This is a genomic window from Neobacillus sp. NPDC093127 (genome assembly GCF_044754175.1).
GTDB lineage: Bacteria > Bacillota > Bacilli > Bacillales > Cytobacillaceae > Neobacillus.
Genome location: NZ_JBIVOP010000024.1, coordinates 14,372 through 28,366, shown reverse-complemented (window position 1 = coordinate 28,366; position 13,995 = coordinate 14,372). Strand labels below are relative to the sequence as shown.

At 41.6% G+C, this 13,995-nt stretch carries 15 protein-coding genes; 13 read left to right on the top strand and 2 right to left on the bottom strand.

What is annotated here, in order from left to right; genetic code table 11:
• The first annotated feature begins 161 nt into the window (after positions 1-161).
• The 3 genes from ACIQCO_RS23740 (at position 162) to ACIQCO_RS23730 (ending at position 2,255) form a co-directional block, all read left to right on the top strand.
• Positions 162-467 carry a transposase gene (locus tag ACIQCO_RS23740; RefSeq protein ID WP_400433623.1) on the top strand — a complete coding sequence of 102 codons (306 nt, stop codon included), beginning with the start codon at positions 162-164 and terminating at the stop codon, positions 465-467.
• Between the two features lie 11 nt (positions 468-478).
• Positions 479-1,372 (top strand): IS3 family transposase, encoded by an 894-nt coding sequence (locus tag ACIQCO_RS23735; RefSeq protein ID WP_400433752.1) that lies wholly within the window; start codon positions 479-481, stop codon positions 1,370-1,372.
• Positions 1,373-1,772: 400 nt separating this feature from the next.
• Positions 1,773-2,255, top strand: a complete 483-nt coding sequence (locus ACIQCO_RS23730) for a hypothetical protein (protein WP_400433620.1) — start codon at positions 1,773-1,775, stop codon at positions 2,253-2,255.
• A gap of 262 nt (positions 2,256-2,517) precedes the next feature.
• Here ACIQCO_RS23730 and ACIQCO_RS23725 read toward each other — a convergent pair whose 3' ends face one another.
• Entirely contained in the window at positions 2,518-3,453 is a 936-nt protein-coding gene (locus tag ACIQCO_RS23725; protein WP_400433618.1) for an alpha/beta hydrolase, read from the bottom strand.
• Positions 3,454-3,732: 279 nt separating this feature from the next.
• Between ACIQCO_RS23725 and ACIQCO_RS23720 the strand changes: the two genes are divergently transcribed.
• Both ACIQCO_RS23720 and ACIQCO_RS23715 read left to right on the top strand, forming a co-directional pair.
• Positions 3,733-4,020, top strand: a complete 288-nt coding sequence (locus ACIQCO_RS23720; RefSeq protein ID WP_400433615.1) for a hypothetical protein — start codon at positions 3,733-3,735, stop codon at positions 4,018-4,020.
• Between the two features lie 98 nt (positions 4,021-4,118).
• Positions 4,119-4,418 carry a hypothetical protein gene (locus tag ACIQCO_RS23715; protein WP_400433612.1) on the top strand — a complete coding sequence of 100 codons (300 nt, stop codon included), beginning with the start codon at positions 4,119-4,121 and terminating at the stop codon, positions 4,416-4,418.
• 172 nt (positions 4,419-4,590) lie between these two features.
• Here ACIQCO_RS23715 and ACIQCO_RS23710 read toward each other — a convergent pair whose 3' ends face one another.
• Positions 4,591-5,967, bottom strand: a complete 1,377-nt coding sequence (locus ACIQCO_RS23710) for a purine-cytosine permease family protein (protein ID WP_400433610.1) — start codon at positions 5,965-5,967, stop codon at positions 4,591-4,593.
• Between the two features lie 310 nt (positions 5,968-6,277).
• Between ACIQCO_RS23710 and ACIQCO_RS23705 the strand changes: the two genes are divergently transcribed.
• The 8 genes from ACIQCO_RS23705 to ACIQCO_RS23670 all read left to right on the top strand — a co-directional run bounded on the left by ACIQCO_RS23705 (position 6,278) and on the right by ACIQCO_RS23670 (position 13,993).
• Positions 6,278-6,946, top strand: coding sequence for a GntR family transcriptional regulator (locus ACIQCO_RS23705; protein ID WP_400433607.1), 669 nt, complete (start codon positions 6,278-6,280; stop codon positions 6,944-6,946).
• A 5-nt stretch (positions 6,947-6,951) separates the two neighbouring features.
• A complete protein-coding gene (locus ACIQCO_RS23700; protein WP_400433603.1) occupies positions 6,952-8,100 on the top strand; it encodes an LLM class flavin-dependent oxidoreductase in 1,149 nt (382 codons plus the stop codon).
• Positions 8,101-8,679 (top strand): amino acid synthesis family protein, encoded by a 579-nt coding sequence (locus ACIQCO_RS23695; protein WP_024030886.1) that lies wholly within the window; start codon positions 8,101-8,103, stop codon positions 8,677-8,679.
• Positions 8,679-9,488, top strand: a complete 810-nt coding sequence (locus ACIQCO_RS23690) for an alpha/beta fold hydrolase (RefSeq protein WP_400433599.1) — start codon at positions 8,679-8,681, stop codon at positions 9,486-9,488. Before ACIQCO_RS23695 ends, ACIQCO_RS23690 begins: the two co-directional genes overlap by 1 nt.
• 14 nt (positions 9,489-9,502) lie before the next feature.
• Positions 9,503-10,987 (top strand): aldehyde dehydrogenase, encoded by a 1,485-nt coding sequence (locus ACIQCO_RS23685; RefSeq protein WP_400433596.1) that lies wholly within the window; start codon positions 9,503-9,505, stop codon positions 10,985-10,987.
• Between the two features lie 47 nt (positions 10,988-11,034).
• Positions 11,035-11,589 carry an NADPH-dependent FMN reductase gene (locus tag ACIQCO_RS23680; protein WP_400433593.1) on the top strand — a complete coding sequence of 185 codons (555 nt, stop codon included), beginning with the start codon at positions 11,035-11,037 and terminating at the stop codon, positions 11,587-11,589.
• 209 nt (positions 11,590-11,798) lie between these two features.
• Positions 11,799-12,524: a riboflavin kinase gene (locus ACIQCO_RS23675; RefSeq protein WP_400433590.1), complete on the top strand. Its 726-nt coding sequence runs from the start codon at positions 11,799-11,801 to the stop codon at positions 12,522-12,524.
• Between the two features lie 26 nt (positions 12,525-12,550).
• A complete protein-coding gene (locus ACIQCO_RS23670) occupies positions 12,551-13,993 on the top strand; it encodes an aldehyde dehydrogenase family protein (RefSeq protein WP_400433586.1) in 1,443 nt (480 codons plus the stop codon).
• Positions 13,994-13,995: the final 2 nt, after the last annotated feature.

Sequence of the window (13,995 nt, the reverse complement as noted above, 5' to 3'; positions counted from 1 at the left end):
ATTGTTGCTTTCTAAGCTTCGCAGATAAATTGCTTGGAATCGCAGATATATATGTCTTTATCGCAGATAAGTTACATGGAATTGGAGGTTAGTATAAAAAGTAGACACCGGCTTTGGCGTCATGTTTAAATCATATCAAGACGAAAAAGGACGTGTCTAACATGGCGAAAAAAAACACCTATCCAAAAGAATTTAAAGAATATGTTACCAAGCTAGTAGTTCTAGATGGCCGAAAGATAGTTGATATTTGCCAAGAGCTCAATATCCCTTACGATACCCTACAAAAGTGGGTGGCCAGTTATCGCAAGAAACAACAGGAAGACGAGCACTTAAGGCAGAACCAGCTCATGACCGCTTCGGAATACAAAGAGTTGTATGAAACAGAGCGACGTAAGAAACTTGAGCTCGAGGAGGAGCTGGCTATTCTAAAAAAGGCCATGCACATCTTCACGCAAGGAAAGAACTAAGGTTTGAATTCATATATGCTCACAAAGAGGAGCACTCAATCGTGAAGATGTGCAAGGTACTTAATGTCTCAACGGCTGGTTATTATAGGTGGCGAAAGCGTCAGGAAGACGATAAAACTGAAAGGGATAGGTTTAATCAACTTCTTGACGATAGAATCTTATTCCATTTCAATGACAACCTTGGCACTTACGGCAGGCCAAGAATTCATCGCTTGCTTATAAGGGAGGACTTAAAGGTATCTGAAAAGAAAGTAGCCAATCGTATGAGAGAGCTAGGTTTATTTGCCATGCCTCCGAAAAAATATATTCATACTACGGATTCCGATCACGTCAAGAAAGTCTATCGGAACGAGTTGGATCGGAACTTTAGGCCGGAAGCGCCAAACAAGGCGTGGGCCACGGACATTACTTATATCCATACAGGAGAGGGATTCCTTTATCTCAACCCTGTCCTCGACCTGTTTTCACGAAGGGTTATTAGCTACGCGGTTGATGACCATATGGATCAATCCTTGCCACTTCGTGCCTTAAGAAGGGCGATAGCTGAACGGAACCCATCAGAGGGTTGGATCCACCATTCTGACAGAGGTTCCCAGTATTGTTCAACCAGGTATATTGATGAACTCTTAGAGACCAAGGCTACCATCAGTATGAGCCGAAAAGGAACCCCGTATGACAATGCTTGTGTAGAGTCATTTTTTGCCTCACTGAAAAAAGAATATATTTATAAACATGTATTTAAGACCAAAGCAGAAGCAATCGCAGCCATAGATTTTTATATCAACTTTTATAACAGAAAACGTATACACTCAACGTTAGGATACGCCAGTCCAATCGGGTATGAAAAGGCGTATGAAATGGCGCAACGACAAGTCGCCTGTCAAGGTCATATAACCTCTGCGTAAAGGAATAATTGGTTTTTAAATTATTCCTTTGCGCAGAGGCCTCCAAGCGAAGCGCGGAAGTTAAAAAAATACGCCAAATCAAGCCGGATAAATATCTATTTTATTGACAGAAGTCCAGAATCGCAGATATATGCTAATTTACCGCAGATAAATCATGTGAAATAGTTTAAATGTGTAACTTTACACCGAAAGTACCTCTTTCTTTAGCAAGAAACAATAATATTTACGAAGACAACCTAAAAAAAGACCATTTGTGAGGCCAGTTTTAGCTATTAAGTATTTCAGTGCTTTATCATATGCAGATAATTGCAAAACGGAAATTCTAAAGAACTATTCTAGATTGTTTTCAATTACGACCATTTGAATGAGCTGTGATAAATAGTCAAAATTTTATCACATTATGGTTGAGGAAAGTAATCTTAATTATGATAACCCGGTCGCAGCGGCACTTTTAAGTAAAATGGGATATACTGACAGAGAGAGAACAGAGTTAAAAGTACAGTTTTTATTTATGCTGCTTCGCTTGAAATTGGACCCAACAAGGCAGACGTTAATTATGGGTTTCTTCGATACCTACCTACAGTTAACAGATGATGAAGAACAAAAAGTAAAAGAAGAGGTGAAGAAGATGAGTGGGACAGAGGCCGATAAAGTAATGGAAATAATGAATTCTTATGAAAGACGAGGGAGGGAGCTTGGGAAACTAGAAGGCTTTGAGGAAGGAAGGCAAGAAGGACGAGAAGAAGGACGAGAAGAAGGAAGAAAAGAAGGAAAGCTTGAAGCAATTAGGATGGTCGCAAAAAGAATGAGAGAAAATGGTAAGCCAATAATAGAAATAGCTGAAATTACTGGTCTTAAAATGGCGGAGATTGAGCAACTGTAAATAGATGTTAATTTATAAATTACAGAGGATGAATGGTGGTATAAATGTAGAGCTAGAAAAAAAGAGAAGGTTTGAAGTAATTATTGAAAATAATCTTTATCATTATGGGGAAATGATAAATAAGTTGAATAAACCAAGGTCAGATCCATGAAACGCTAGCACTTTAGCACACTGGGAGTCTGACCCTTTTTTCATTTTTTATGATTGTTTATGATAGCGGAGCGTTTTTTAAACTTGTTTATAGATTTCTCCCATATCTGTTTTAGTCAAGGTTTAAATACTTATTTAGGAACTTAAGTACACGGCGTGTATACTCATTTTTATTCAAGCGATACGAATGAATGTGCTCACAATCGTTCGTCAGCCACAATTCTTTAGTGTTTTTTGATGAAATGGATTGAAATAATTTTTCGCTCTCGGCATAAGGAATAGCTTTATCTGTCTTACTATGGATGATAAAGAAGGATTTTCCTTTCGTATTTTTCACATGATTGATCGGTGAAACTTCTGTGGGGTCAATTTTGAGGAGCTTGCGCATGGAATGATATACAATCGGTGTAAATGGCCGTTTTGGCAGCTTGGTCCAATGTGAAAGATTTTCTCTTAGAAAAGGTTCTAAATCACAAAAGGGACTGTCAGCAATGATGACGGAAACAGCAGGGTGTTCGCATCCAGCAATAAGCGCAGTGGCAGCTCCCATACTCCAGCCAAGGAGAGCAACTTTTTCCTGATGTTTCTCCTGAATCGCATAATCAATCGCTGAATACAAATCGTGTCTTTCAAAATATCCAATCCCCGTGGTTTTTCCCTTCGATTTCCCTGCATTGCGAAAATCAAACATCAATACATTATAGCCCTGTTCTGAGAGAACTTTAACGAGTTGCAGTCCTTCAATCTTTTCCATGGCACGTTCATTCATGTAACCGTGTGCCGTGATGACTGTTTTCTTGCTTTTCTTTGAAACAGCTGGAATCCACCAGCCAGACAGTTTTACTTGATCTTTTCGGCTCAAAAATTCAATCTCTTCGAATGCAAGACCATATTCCCCTGGATTTCTCGTCGTATTTGCCGGGAATGGATGAGTTAGATACAAACCGATCCCTAATGGGGCAAGAAAAAATAAAGCGGGTGCTGCCAAAAGCGGTTTCCACAGGGACTTACCTGATTTACTTGATTCCCCATTCTTTTCCTCACTCAACAGAACTCCTCCTTTCCATTTCAAGTCATCGGTACATTATCATATGTAAGTCAACACAAAAACGGAAAATTCTAGAGTCCCATTTTTTAAAAAAGTTTTATTAAAAGCGGACTCAGTAAGGGGAGCAGAAATTTTAGTTGATTTAATGAATGATAGTGCCCTAAAGATATTATGAATAAATAACCATATTAACCAGAAAATAAATTTGTATGTCATTGGCTGGGTCTCCTGTATGTAACAATTACGAAGAACATCAAAGGTAAAAAATGAGGGATATTGATGAAGAAATTTATTGTGGCTATTGCTTGTATGGTAATAGTATGGTCAAGCGGTGTGATAAACGGCAAGGCAACCACAACTAATTCCCAAACACTTGTGGTTGGGGATAAAAAAGCAGGCGTCTATCTTTACGCAACTCCAAACCCAAAAGAGGAACGATTTACTGATTTTCGGGTCAAGATTGGTAATGAAATAGTGGAAACAGAGGGATGGGCCGTTTCAATGAGTGAAACACGCCGGCCTGAATTACATGTGATTGATGTAAACGTGATGGCAAAAAAGAGATAGTTGTCATTTTTATAGTAGGTTACGGAACATGGGTAGTACAGAAGGAAGCGCACATACTCCAGCAGGTAGAAACGCCAGATGGGCTGGCTTATGAGGAAATGGACATCGACAATCCCGTTCATACTATTGAACGAGATTTTATGATTACTGCAACCGATAAAACGATCCAGGTAAAAGGACGAGGTCATACATGGAAGGCAGCCAATCAATGTGGAAAAACCTATTATCGTCACCGCTTTCCGCTTTATCAGTCTGTAAATTGGAAAGTGGAGGGCAACACCCTTCTTGCTGATGTCGGTTTGACCATTACAAATAACTGCGTACCAGCTGGATTTATCCTAAAATACAAACAAAAAGGCGAGATCTACATTGCTAAACAAATAAAAGTGAATTTGTAGAAGAAAAAGGAGCAGGCACCAGCCGGTATTGAAAAAGTTAAAGGGCTAAAGTCTATTCAATTTTTCCAGTAACATATGTTGGTACCTTTCTATAAAAGTAAAATGCACCTTTCCTAAAGAAGGAAGGTGCTTTTTACTTTTGTAATAGTATTTATCGGTAAGGTTTAATGCTCTATAGAGCTCTATTTTGAGTTTCAAAGATGTTTTCGGCTGTATTTAATTTTTTTCTCATAGGGAAGTAATATAATACAGCAGGGACAACTAATCCAATAACCCAGGCAATATCGGCTCCGTTAAATGCTTTGGCGACAGGTCCTACGTAGAAAGATGTGTTAATAAAAGGGATTTCGACTAGGATGGAGACAAGAAAAGCGATACACGTAATCCAATTTATTTTTCCATACTGGCCATTTAGATCAAAAATATCCTTAACGTTATACCGGCCATGGCGCAGTATATAATAGTCAACAAGATTAATTGATGTCCATGGAATGAGAAAATAACTGATGAAAAAGATAAAGTTTAAGAAAAATGAAAGGAAATTACTTTGACCTAACAAGCATAGTATCGTCCCGATTACCGTGACACCAAAAATCATTCCGATGCGGACTTTTGCGGTCACTTTCAACTTCATGAATGGTTCAATTGTCGTAATCGTCGACATAAACGCTCCATACAAATTAAAAACATTAATAGCAAGCTGTCCAAAAATAATAATCAAAAACATGATAATCGCAAATCCACCAAACAGATGAGCTAAATTACCTCCAGAGTGGTCAAGAAAATTTGGAATGGCAATTGTTAAGGCTGCCCCTAATGACATCATCCAAATTGTACCAATAGCAGTACCAAAGTAACTATACCAAAATGTTTGCGATGTTGGTGTCGTAACTGGAAGGTAGCGAGAATAGTCTGCAACATAGGGAGCATATGCTAATTGCCATGTCGCAACCATACTAACTGCTAATAAAAACACAGGCAGCTGAACTGACCCCATTTCTAAACTTCCTACAGGAAATGGTAATTGCACAATAATCACGGTTGCCACTAAATAGACAAGCAAAGAGGTCCAAGACAATAACCTCTGCATTTTATGAATTAAGTTATATCCAAAAATTGTAACAATAAAGCACATAATATTGAGGATTAAGATGCTCCATGTTTGATCCATCGATGTTAAACTGCTTAAAGTTTGGGCCGCAAGTAATCCACTGCTTGCAAAAAAGCCTAAATAAACAAACATAACGAGAAACAAGGGAAATATGGCACCAATGATTCCGAATTGCGCCCGGCTCTGAATCATTTGGGGGATTCCAAGTTGAGGACCTTGAGCTGAGTGAGAAGCCATAAAAATTGCCCCAAGGAGTGTCCCCACGATAATTGCGATGAGGCTCCAGAATAAATTAAGGCCTAATGCAATGGGTAATGCCCCTGTCACAAGTGTTGTGATATGCATATTGGCACCAAACCAAATTGGAAATAAATCGCGAGCTTTCCCATGCCTCTCTTCTGCCGGAATGTACTCAATACTGCGAGATTCAACTTTCATTTATACGCCCCCTTTTAAATTATATCTTGCATTCACCATGTACCATGCAAGTTGTTGTACAACAAAACTATAATTGTAAGCGGAATCATATGTCAATATATTCTGATAATTTTTTTAATAAAAAATTTTAACTACATTTTTTTGCGATGCAATAGGGGAGAATTTATTTAACGAAAATAATGGTATTCACTATTTATAATTTTCTTAACTTTCTGTTGACGCTCTAAATTTAATCAACTATAATTCGATTTATAAACCTTGTATGGTACATGGTACAAACGAAAGGAGGAAGATGATCATATCTAGCATCTTGACTTTAGGCATTACGGCTCAAGTTACAAACGCCATTCGCGAAGCAATCGTGACGGCAAAATATGAACCAGGTCAAAAATTATCGGAAACGGTTTTATCAGAGTATTTCAAAGTAAGCAGGACACCTATTCGAGAGGCACTAAAACAACTAGAAAGAGAAGGATTAGTCGAAATCATACCAAGGGTAGGGACTTGTGTTTCAAAACCAACGGAAACTGAACTAAATGAGTTATTTACTTTAAAGGAAGTTTTGGAAGGGCTTGCAGCCGGATTGTTTGCGGAAAATGGAAAGGCTGAAGAAATCAAAAAAGTTCAGCAGGCAGTAACTGACATGGAGAGGGCTTTACAAATTTCCGATAATAAATTGTATGTAGAAGCAAATAGTGTTTTTCATGAAACGATACTGGAAGGAGCCGCCAATTCTAAACTAAGCTTTACGTTGAATATGCTCCTTAACCAAATTCCTTATAACCGATATGTTTTTATAACGATTGAAGATCCTATTCGCCGCGAAAAATCACTACATGAACATCAGACAATCTTGTCAGCAATTATAAAGGGTGACAGTGAAGAAGCGGAGAAAGCCATGCGTGACCATGTAAGAGCAAGTGGAAAGCAGCTAAAAATGGATATAGAGAAAAAACTGAGACAATTTAAGGAGGAATAAGTGATATGAAATTCGGAATTTTCGCAAACCTAGCTGGCCCAGGGAGACACGAGGAATACGATCAAGTACTTGATGAAGCACGCGAGCAGGCCGTCTATTGTGATGAAAATGGCTATGATTCTATTTGGTACACAGAGCACCATTTTGGCCATGAAGGGAATGAATTAATCTCTAACCCAATCTTAATGGGCGCAGATATTGCGGCGCGGACAAAAAATATCCGCATCGGGCAGGCAGCCAATGTTATCACGTTCTGGCATCCGCTCAGGCTCGCTGAAGATATCGCCATGCTTGATCAACTAAGCAAAGGCCGGGTAGAAGTCGGGTTAGCCCGCGGGTTATACGGCAGGGAAGCGGCCAACTTAAATACCTTGGCCGATCCGAAGAACCAGGAACAAAATCGGGCGTTATTCGAAGAAACGGTTGAAATTTTACGAAAAGCATGGTCAAATCGGTTCTTTTCCCACGAAGGCGACATTTATCAGTTCCCGCCGAAGGGATTAAAGTGGAGCCATCCGATGAGTCCATCCACTCCTGAATTCATGGATATGGAAAAAGGCGAGATTAATAAGATCTCGATTATGCCGGGTACGTTTCAAAAACCATACCCTCCGCTATGGCAAGTAATTGATTCCCCACGTTCCATCGAGTGGGCAGCGGAAAATGATATTAAAGGTATGTTCTGGATGCCGACCGTGAAAGAATTGAAGGGGCGTTTTGAGCTGTACCGTGAAAAAGCATCGAAGGCGCGCGGCTATGAACTTGAGCTGGGAGACGGCATTGCATTAGTAAGAGATGTATATGTTGCTGAAACAATGGAACAAGCCCGTCAAGATGCGGCAGAGGCTGTATTGAATAACTATCGCTGGATCTGTCATTGGCGAGGCCTTGGCAACCTAATGGATCCGGGCGAACAAGTAAAACCTGGGCAAGAGTTGAACTATGAATTCTTACATCCTCGAAATCTATTATTTGGTACTCCGGACTATGTGGCGGAGAAAATCCAAGAACTAAAAGATGAGCTTAATTTACAAGAATTATTGCTTTGGGTGAACCACAATTATCTGCCTCATGACAAGATGATGAAGAGTTTGAAACTATTTACGGAAGAAGTTATGCCAAGATTTACAAATGTGAAAGTGGGGGCAATGTAAATGTTAGAAATTCGTAAAGTATATACAGCGGTAGAAGAGACTCGGATTGAAGGCGGGAAGGAATTAGAGACACCTATTCGCATGATTACAACTATGCTTGTTATGAAAAACCCGTGGGCAGGCAGAGGATATGTGGAGGATTTAATGCCGGAAATCAATGAATATGCACCGCAAATTGGTGAGGTATTAGTCAATGAATTATTTAAACATATCGGTTCACCTGATGATGTGGAAGCATTCGGAAAGGCTGCTGTTGTTGGCGTCGATGGTGAGGTTGAACATGCTTCTGCGTTTATCCATACATTAAAGTTCGGTAATAAATTCAGGGATGCGGTTCAAGGAAAAAGCATCTTAAGCTTTACGAATAAGCGCGGCGGAGCCGGAACAGCAGTGGTGATTCCAATGGTGCATAAAAACGACGAATCCCAGCGCTCCCACTTTCTTACATTCGAAGCATCGATTCCAGATGCACCAAGGGCAGATGAAATTGTGGTAGCGATCGGTGCAGCGACAGGCGGGCGTCCGCATCCACGAACAGGAAATCGTCATCAAGATATGGTAGAGATGGGGCTTGTTTAATGTCACTGGCAACGTATGATCAAGGATCCATTTATTATGAAGAAACAGGAAATGGGGAGCCATTAATTCTGATTCATGGTGTGGGCTTGGATCATCACATGTGGGAAAAACAAGTGAAGGGACTATCAAAACAGTATCGGGTTATTTGCTACGATATGCTCGGGCACGGGGGGTCTGACCATCCCCCTGGTCCTTATTCGCTTTCCCACTATGTCGCGCAATTAGCCGGGCTGCTGCTGCAGTTACAAATCGACACATGCCATCTTGTCGGTTTTTCGATGGGCGGAATGGTGGCACAGGCATTTGCACTTGAATTTCCTGAAAAAATCAAAACCCTTACCATTCTAAATGCGGTTGCGAATCGAACAGCAGAACAGAGAAAAGCGATTCTGTTGCGAGTGGAAGAGGTCAAACAATCAGGGGCTGTGTCCACCATTGAACCAGCCATCCAGCGTTGGTTTAATCCTGACTTTCTTGCAGCCAATGAATCATTCGTCAAAGGAATACGTAAACGGCTTCAAACGAACAACCCTCACTCCTATTTGGCTGCCTATACGCTTTTTGCTACAGCCGACCAGGAGTTGTGGCCAAAGCTTTCAACAATTAAACTACCAACATTGATTATCACAGGGGAACAAGATGTTGGGTCAACTCCGGAAATGTCTAAGTGCATGCATCTGCAAATCGAACAATCAGAACTACTAATTTTTCCAAACATGAAACACATGTTACCGGCTGAGGACGCTATTTCTTTAAACCAAGCAATCGATCGGTTTATCAAAAAGAATGCAGTGCCGGCGGTGAGGTAAAGGGGAGTACGTGCATGTCAGAATTGAAAAAATACAAGATGTATATAAATGGGGAATGGATTGAATCAACGGACGGCGAATATTTTCCGAGCTATAACCCTGCTACAGGCGAGCCTTGGTGCTATGTCGCAAAAGGAACGGCGGAAGATGTGGACCGTGCCGTTCAAGCAGCTCATCACGCCTTTTTGCATACCAGCTGGGCAAACATGACGTTCACCGAAAGAGGGCGCCTTGTCAGACGATTAGGCGAGTTAATTTCAGAGAACGTCGATGAACTGGCAAAATTCGAAACACTTGATAACGGAAAATTGATCCGTGAAATGAGAGGACAGCTCTCTTATCTGCCGGAATTCTTCTATTATTATGCAGGCCTTGCGGATAAAATCCACGGGAAGACCTTGCCGATTGATAAAAAGGATATGTTTGTCTTTACATCGAGAGAGCCGCTTGGGGTGGTGGCAGCCATCACACCATGGAATTCTCCGTTATATTTAACGACATTGAAGCTGGCGCCGGCGCTTGTTGCAGGTAACACAATCGTTATCAAACCATCCGAAGTTACCTCGGCGTCGTTGCTTGAATTGATGAAGCTTGTAGATGAAGCTGGATTCCCGCCGGGCGTCATCAATGTTGTAACTGGCTTTGGGATGCCAGTCGGTGACACATTAACGAAGCATCCACTTGTTAGACGTATTGCCTTTACTGGCGGACCGGATTCAGCCCGTCATGTGGTGCGGAATTCTGGAGAAAATTTTGCCCAGGTGTCATTGGAACTTGGCGGAAAATCACCGAACATCGTCTTTGAAGATGCGAATCCCGATAATGCGGCAATGGGCATCATCGCCGGTATTTTTGGTGCATCAGGTCAAAGCTGTGTCGCAGGTTCGCGGGCATTTTTACACGTGGATATCTATGACAAGGTCATGCAAAAACTGGTCGACCGTGTCTCGCAAATTAAAATTGGCGATCCGTTGAAAAATGATACGGAGATGGGCCCACTCGCTACCCAGGCGCAATTAGAACGGGTAAAACAATACGTCGCTCTCGGGCATGAAGAGGGCGGAAAGGCTGTTTTCGGCGGTAAAGTTCCAGAACATTTAGAAAAGGGCTGGTACTATGAACCGACTATTTTTGAACATACCGACCATTCAGCGCGAATCACGAAGGAAGAAATCTTTGGTCCAGTGTTAAGTGTCATTCCATTTAAAGACGAAAAAGAAGTCATTCAACTTGCCAATAGTACCAAATATGGACTGGCAGCGGGCATCTGGGTAAGTGATGTCGCGAAAGCGCACCGCGTCGCAAAGGCTGTCAATGCGGGCATCGTTTGGGTCAACACCTATCGCAGCATCTCCCCAATCGCGCCAATCGGCGGTTCGGGCTTGAGCGGCTACGGCCGAGAAGGAGGATACGAAGCAATCCATGAATATACACAAAGTAAAGTTGTATGGGTAAATACATCGTCGGAGCCAATTCCGGATCCGTTTATTATGAGATAAACAGCGGAGGCGCTATCCGCTAATTACCAAACAGGAGGGGTTAAAAAATGAAATTATTAGCGATTTCCGGTACGATTACTGGTTCGAAAACAAAAGTAGTGGTCCAAAAAGTGGCCGACGAAGTCAAGAAGAACCATCCAAAAATCGAAGTCGAAGTACTAGATTTAAAGGAATATGATATTCAATTCTGCGATGGACGCGATCCTTCCACCTATACAGGGGACACGAAAAAAGTCATCGATATCGTTTCATCGGCTGATTTTTACATTATCGGAACGCCTATCTTTCAAGGGTCGATTACAGGCGCTTTGAAAAACCTATTTGATTTAATCCCTCCTAAGGAATTTAGAAATAAAGTGATGGGCTTTGTTGCAACAGGCGGCACGTATCAACATTACTTGGTCATTGAAAACCAGCTGAAACCAATCGCAAGCTATTTCCGCGCTTTTGTTGCACCAGCATCTGTGTATGTGACGAATGACCATTTCAATGCAAAAAATGAGATTGCCGATGCTGATGTGTTAAGCCGCATCTCCCAGTTGAGCAATGAGATTGTTCACATGCAAAAAGGTCTGAAACAAGTACTCCAAGTTCATCTTTAAATATAGCTTTTTTTAGATTCGCCCATAGAATGGCGAAAATCGCTCATTGAACGCCATAATTCTCTCATTGACGGGTTATGCCGATAAATAAATCAGAAAATGTAAGAATTGAAGTGAACATTTACATCAAAAATGAGTTTGCCTTTGATTTATAACAACATTAGGTACAAAAATAGCAATAAATTAAGAAGTATTAGGTGGTGCTCGATATGCACAATTTTTCAATCGTAGAAAAAAGTGATTCCACACCGAAAACAAGGATCAGCGGAAAAGTCATCCACGGAAATCAAATTGGACGCACCATTGGTTTCCCCACGGCGAACCTGCTCTTGCATGAGGAAGTTTTATTACCAAAAGGGGTTTACGGGGTTCACGTGACCCATCAAAACCAGCTCTATTATGGCTTAATGAATGTAGGCGTCAGACCGACTGTCAATAAAGAAGAAATGATCATTCATTATGAAGTTCATATCTTTGATTTTGATCAGATGATTTACGATGAAGAATTGGACGTAGAGGTTTGTCATTTTGTCAGAGAAGAAAGGCTGTTTAGTTCGATGAAGCATCTTGTTTTACAAATCAGGAAGGATGTAGAGACCGTCCAGCGTGTGTTTCACATCGAGCAGCCTGCAATTTTAAAAAGAGAGTTTAAGCCCAGTTCCGAAGAGTATATCCATTTAACGGACCTGGCGTTTATTCAGCTGTGTGAAGGCAAGCACGGCATTAATCGCGGCGTCTATAACACGATTGATAATTGGATTTATAACCAAGGAATTAAAAACATATTAGAACGCAGAAGACTGTTATTAGCCTTTCTAGAGTCAATAAGGGACCACGAGAATTCCCGTAAAAAATTCGGGCCAGGCGGCCTAAGACCAAAGCTGGAGGAATTTTTTTACGGAAAAGTTGAGGAAAAGACGGCCTCTAACCTTTAGTTAAAGACGGAAGGATTTGTATACGGATGACATATGTCGAAAAAATTACAAAAAAGAATTTGCTCATTAATGGCGAGTGGACAGAAGCAAAGGCGTATAAGCCATTATACTCTCCTTATTCTGGTGAAGTCCTTGCCGAAATTCCTGATGCAACGGAACAAGAGACGGCCTTGGCCATTGAAGCGGCTGATCGTGCCAAAAGGGTAATGGCCAAATTACCTGCCTATAAACGGGCAGAAATTCTCGAGAATTTGGTGCAATTATTGAAGGAACGGGCAGACGAAGCAGCAGAAATTATTGCTTTAGAGGCGTCTAAACCGATTACAGCGGCAAAGGGCGAAGTGGCAAGAACAATTGAAACTTATAAATTTGCCGCAGAAGAGGCGAAACGAATCCACGGAGACACCTTGCCTTTAGATGCCGCAAGCGGTGGAGTCAATCGACTGGCCTATACCGTACGCGAACCGCTTGGCGTGATTGGGGCGATTACCCCATTCAATTTTCCGATGAATCTAGTGGCACATAAAGTCGGCCCGGCGATTGCCAGTGGAAATACGATTGTTTTAAAACCAGCATCGCAAACCCCATTATCCGCCTTCTTTATTGCTGAACTCCTTCAACAAGCGGGATTGCCGACCGGTGCGCTCAATGTCGTTACAGGCAGCGGCCGTGTGGTGGGAGAAAAGATCGTGAATGACGACAGAGTCAGCATGATTACATTTACCGGAAGTCCGGCGGTAGGGATTGCCATCCGCAACAAAGCTGGACTAAAGCGGGCAACATTGGAATTGGGATCAAACGCGGCGGTTATTATTGATCAGGGTGTGGACCTTGATAAGATTATCCTGCGCTGTGTAGAAGGTGCATTCTCCTTCCAAGGTCAGGTGTGCATTTCCTTACAACGGGTTTACATTCACGAGTCCTTATATGAAGAATTTATTGAAAAATTTGTTCCAGCAGTGCAGAAGTTAAAAATTGGCGATCCGCTTGATCCTGAAACGAATGTATCTGCCTTAATTACGCCTGGTGATGTCGAACGGTCGTTAGAGTGGATTCATGAAGCTGCCAGCTCCGGGGCTACGATTGCAACAGGCGGCAAAGCCGAAGGGAATATTCTTCTGCCAACCGTCCTTGTTGATGCGGCTGCGGATATGAAAGTATCGTGCCAAGAGGTGTTTGCTCCAATTGTGATAGTCGATAAAGTAACTTCTGTTGAAGAAGCTATCCAAAAGGTAAATGATTCACGTTACGGTCTGCAAGCAGGAATCTATACAAATGATATTCATACCGCATTGAACGCCATCGATGCCCTGCATGTTGGCGGTGTCATGGTCAATGATATTCCGACGTTCCGCGTTGACAATATGCCATATGGCGGTGTAAAAGAAAGCGGAAATGGCCGGGAAGGCATTAAATACGCTGTTGAAGAAATGACCGAATTAAAACTCGTCGTTTGGAATCGGAATTAGGT

Coding starts and splice junctions, on each gene's coding strand:
- ACIQCO_RS23740 (WP_400433623.1), top strand. CDS start 162: ATGGCGAAAAAAAACACCTATCCAAAAGAATTTAAAGAATATGTTACC.
- ACIQCO_RS23730 (WP_400433620.1), top strand. CDS start 1,773: ATGGTTGAGGAAAGTAATCTTAATTATGATAACCCGGTCGCAGCGGCA.
- ACIQCO_RS23720 (WP_400433615.1), top strand. CDS start 3,733: ATGAAGAAATTTATTGTGGCTATTGCTTGTATGGTAATAGTATGGTCA.
- ACIQCO_RS23715 (WP_400433612.1), top strand. CDS start 4,119: ATGGACATCGACAATCCCGTTCATACTATTGAACGAGATTTTATGATT.
- ACIQCO_RS23710 (WP_400433610.1), bottom strand. CDS start 5,967: ATGAAAGTTGAATCTCGCAGTATTGAGTACATTCCGGCAGAAGAGAGG.
- ACIQCO_RS23700 (WP_400433603.1), top strand. CDS start 6,952: ATGAAATTCGGAATTTTCGCAAACCTAGCTGGCCCAGGGAGACACGAG.
- ACIQCO_RS23695 (WP_024030886.1), top strand. CDS start 8,101: ATGTTAGAAATTCGTAAAGTATATACAGCGGTAGAAGAGACTCGGATT.
- ACIQCO_RS23690 (WP_400433599.1), top strand. CDS start 8,679: ATGTCACTGGCAACGTATGATCAAGGATCCATTTATTATGAAGAAACA.
- ACIQCO_RS23685 (WP_400433596.1), top strand. CDS start 9,503: ATGTCAGAATTGAAAAAATACAAGATGTATATAAATGGGGAATGGATT.
- ACIQCO_RS23680 (WP_400433593.1), top strand. CDS start 11,035: ATGAAATTATTAGCGATTTCCGGTACGATTACTGGTTCGAAAACAAAA.
- ACIQCO_RS23675 (WP_400433590.1), top strand. CDS start 11,799: ATGCACAATTTTTCAATCGTAGAAAAAAGTGATTCCACACCGAAAACA.
- ACIQCO_RS23670 (WP_400433586.1), top strand. CDS start 12,551: ATGACATATGTCGAAAAAATTACAAAAAAGAATTTGCTCATTAATGGC.